Origin of the sequence: Shimia sp. (assembly GCF_049116215.1) — a bacterium.
In the GTDB taxonomy this organism is placed as follows: Bacteria; Pseudomonadota; Alphaproteobacteria; order Rhodobacterales; family Rhodobacteraceae; genus Shimia.
The window spans coordinates 1-502 of record NZ_JAGDZB010000016.1 but is presented as its reverse complement, the minus strand read 5'-3'; the positions used below and the strand labels follow the sequence as shown (position 1 = coordinate 502).

General features: G+C 57.4%; 1 pseudogene. It reads left to right on the top strand.

Annotated features, from left to right (window positions below):
• Positions 1 to 502, top strand: a pseudogene (locus JXR15_RS21080) (recombinase family protein); the annotation flags it as partial.

The window sequence follows — 502 nt, the reverse complement described above, 5'->3', positions numbered from 1 at the left end:
GCGCAGACCAGAAGCGCCTCAAAGCACAACCGCCTCACCGCCCAGAGGTCTGTTGATGACGCCAAGACCAAGTGGGAATTGGCGCAAGTCTCTCATCAGATCGGCCGTATTGTCGACGCCATTGCGGAAGGGCTGTTGCACGAGAGCATGAAGGCAAAGATGGACAGCTTGGAAGCGCGCAAGCGCGACCTTGAAGCCAACTTGGCTGAAGCCGAGCCTCTTGCCCCTGTCATGCTGCACCGCAACTTGTCAGAAGTATACCGGAACAAGGTCGCCAACCTGACGGAAGCTTTGAACGATCCTGAGACCAGGGCAGAAGCCACGACGATCATCTGGTCGCTGCTTGAGAGCATTCGCCTTGTGCCCAACGCCGAGGGCGGCATGAACATTGAGCTCGTAGGCGCCCTGGCTGGTTTGTTGAGCTTGGGAGTGTCCCAGAACGAACAAAGCCACCCGGAGGTGGCTTGTTGTTCGACATTATTGGTTGCGGGAGCAGGATTTG